Consider the following 3,984-nt stretch of genomic DNA (forward strand, 5'->3'; position numbering starts at 1 on the left):
GGCGATTATGCTTTCGTTGGAGAGTTGGCCAATGCTATCGTCTATAAGTGCACTACTGCAGGTACCTGGACCAATACAGGCGAGAAGTGGAATGTTGGCGGCACCATCGATGTGACCGCATACGTATCTCCTTCAGATCCGATTTCAGACCTTACGCAGCTTGTCGCTAATAAGGTGCGGATGCTGCAGAACAAGGGTGAAGTGTTCCTTCCTGCTACCTCCACCAAGGCGGTCCTCGACCCCGACACCAAAAAGGTGCTCGCTGATGAGCTGACCGAAATGCGCTCCAAGGACGAAACCTTTGCGCAGCACGTCTCCTCACAGGCTGGTACCAACAAGGCACTCGCAGACAATATCAGCGCACTCGCCAAGCAGACGACAGATCATTTCAACACTCTCGAGGGCGGTGGCATTACTGAAGATATGCTGAGTGATGGTCTGAAGGAGTCTATTCAGTCGTCAGCAAGCGGCAAGGGTGGCAATACTTTCAATGTGACAGACCAGGTGCCTCTTGAGTCTGGCTTCTATACTCTCGAGACAGCCATTGCAGCCGTACCGGAGAAAAACCGCTCCAAGGGTCTCTGCATCACATTCGAGGCATCACAGGGCAAGTGGCTGACCAAGCAGTTTATCGGCACAGATACCACATCGTGGGATGCTACCGCCTCATGGGAGGACTTCGGGGGAGCCGGAACCGTCAAGCAGGTGACAGTCAACGGAGAGAAGAAAACACCGGATTCTACAGGTAATATCGACATTACCATACCAACAGTCGAGGTCGATGAGACACTGGATCAGGAGAGCACCAACCCTGTAGAAAATAAGGCTATAGCAGCCAAACTGAATGAGATAGAAGGCAACACCCTTGCCTCCACAGATGTCGAGGTGAGTGATGATGGCTCGACCGTTCATGTCTCGCTGAAGAACAAAAACAACGGTGAAATCACCAGTTTTGACGTTCCAGCAGGTGGCGGTGGTGGTGGAGGTGAGACCTCAACCACCAAGATTGTTCTTTCGGCTGTTGTTAACAACAGCATTGTCAAGCGTGGTGGAAGCTCCATGCTCACTTACACATACGACCACCAGTACAGCTCTGGTGATGAGAAGGGGCAGTCAACAGGTCAGAAAGCAACCATCAAGGTGCAGATGAAGTTAGGCGCAACGACCATATATAGTGATACCATCGAGGATGTCAGCAGTGGCAGCTATCAGCTCGACCTGACCAAATATCTGCAGCTGGGCACAACGGATATCTACGTCATTGCCTCAACAACAGACCCTCTGACAGGCAACAAGCAGACCAAGCAGGCTTACACGTCTGTCAAGGCAGTCACGCTCTCGCTGACATCATCATTCAATATTGCCGACTGCGTGGCACTCGGTGGATATGCTGATGATGAGACGGTAAACATACCGTTTGCAGTCAGCGGATCCGGCACCAAGGTGGTGACATTATATGTCGATGGCAAGCAGCGCAATGCGCAGACCGTCACACGAAGCGGGACGACGAATAGTAGCTTCAATCTGGCGATGACTGGCTTGGAGAACGGCAGACATACTATTCAGATGGTGGCTGAGATGGAGGCAAGCCCAACGCTGACCCTGCGCTCTGACAGCATCTACTTCGATATACTGAGAGGTGCTGCCGAAGCACCCTATATCGGTGCCAAGATTACATCTGCAGATGGTACCATCTTTACTGATGATCATCTTACGCCAACCATCAAGGCAGGTCAGTATGAGCAGATGTCATTTGACTTCGTAGCCTATGACCCTGCCACAACACCTGCTTCCATGTCTGTCTATCGTGACGATATCAAGACTCAGACGGTCAGCGTGCCACGCACTTTGCAGACATACAGCAACCGCTATCTCGACCAGGGCACAATCAATATGCGCTTCGAGGCTGGCGCTACATCTTACAATTTCTTCGTTGAGGTGGAGAAAAGCAGCGTGGATATCGTTGAAATCACAGATGGCCTCCAGCTGAAACTCACCGCCTCTGGCCGTGCAAGCAGCGAGGCTGACCCAGCCGTATGGCAATATGCTGATGTTGCCACGAAGTTCAGCGGCTTCGACTGGACGTCAAATGGATGGACTGGCGATGCGCTGAAGCTGACCAATGGAGCCAATATTGAGATTGGCTTCAAGCCATTCTCATCTGATGCGACAAGCCAAGGTGCCACCTATGAGATGGAGCTGATGTGCAGCAACGTCACAGACCGTGACGGCATCATCCTTGACTGCATGGCAGATGGAGTCGGCTTCCAGATGACTACGCAGGAGGCTAAGATTCGCACGACTGCAGGCACGGAAGTGAGCACCAAGTTTGCGGCAGACATGAACTACAAGATTGCATTCGTTGTCAGCGGCAAGGGTGGCAACAGACTCCTGCAGCTCTATGTCAACGGCATCCTGTCAAGTGCCATCCGATATGCTGCGACGGATTCTATGATACAGCAGACACCTGCTGATATCCGAGTGCTATCTGATGATGCAGACGTTGAATTGCGCAATCTGCGCATATATAACAGGGCACTCAACGACGATGAAGAGCTGTCAAACTACATCGTTGACCGCAAGACAAGCGATGAGATGGTTGTCCTCTTCCAGAAGAATGCTGTCATGAATGATGAAGGCACAGATGTAGATATCGAGAAACTTAGAGCACAGGGCAAGGGTGTGATGCGCATAGTTGGTGATATCGACCTGCTCAACCAGACAAACAACAAGAAGTTCGAGATTCCTGTTGATATCTACTTCTACTCGCCATACGGCAAGCAGTATGACTTCGTCATCAAGCAGTGCGGTCTCCGCATTCAGGGTACATCTTCCACGACATACCCTCGTAAGAACTACCGCATATACATGAGCCGTAGTGAGAAGTATGGCACGCAGCTCTTCATCAATGGTGTGCTGCAGGAGGACTTCCTCTATTCCTTCAAGCCAGGAGCAAGACCAGTTGACATATTCTGCATCAAGGCAGACTTCTGTGATTCATCGTCAACGCACAACACTGGTGCGGTTCGCATCGTCAATGACGTGTTCAAGCGCTGCGGATGGCTGACACCTCCACAGGCTGCCTATAAGGGTGAGTATGACGTGCGCATTGGTGTGGATGGTTTCCCTATTGACGTGTTCTATGACCAGAATGGCGATGGCACGAATGCTTATCTCGGCAAGTACAATTTCAACAACGAGAAGTCCGGATCTGCAATTGTCTATGGCTTCGAGGGCATTGAGGGATTCAATGATGAAGCAACCTTGGCAGGACAGCGCAACAAGTGCATATGCCTGGAGTTCCTCAATAACTCAGAGCCTATCTGTCTCTTCGGCACGGCAGATCTCGCACGCTTCGATGCTGCGCTGGAATTCCGCTTCAAGCCAGATAAAACTTGGGATACAGCTGATCCTGAGGATAAGGCAGCAGTGCAGAGACTGTGGCAGTGGATATACTCCTGCAAGGGCAATCCTACCAAGTTCCAGGCTGAATACCAGGGGTACTTCATCAATGAAGCACCGTTTGCCTGGTACCTCATCACAGACTACTTAATGGGGGTGGATAACCGTGTAAAGAACATGATGCTCGTCACATGGGATGGTGTGCACTGGATGTTCATACCTTACGATATGGATACCCTCTTCGGCCTGCGCAATGACTCATATCTCAAATATGACTATACCATCACGCATGAGACATTCGATGAAAGCATCGGCAGCTATGCCTTCGCTGGTCACGATAGCATCTTGTGGGAGCTTGTCAGAGCATGCCCGGACAAGTTGCGAGAGGTCGCAGAGACCATCCGCAGCAATATGTCACTCGATTATGTCCTGCAGGTGTTCAACGAGCAGGAGATGGGCAACTGGTGTGAGCGCATATATAATAAGGATGGCATCTTCAAATATGTCACTCCGCTCATCGAGGGCATCAAGACCACGACGGGCACGATGACCTACGACTATCTATATGCACTGCAGGGTAGC

1 pseudogene is annotated in these 3,984 nt (G+C 51.0%); it reads left to right on the forward strand.

The features are described 5' to 3' along the window. Positions 1-24: 24 nt before the first annotated feature. Positions 25-3,984: pseudogene (locus tag DW917_RS17275) on the forward strand (hypothetical protein); the annotation flags it as partial.

This window comes from Prevotella sp. AM42-24 (genome assembly GCF_003461825.1).
Lineage (GTDB): Bacteria > Bacteroidota > Bacteroidia > Bacteroidales > Bacteroidaceae > Prevotella > Prevotella hominis.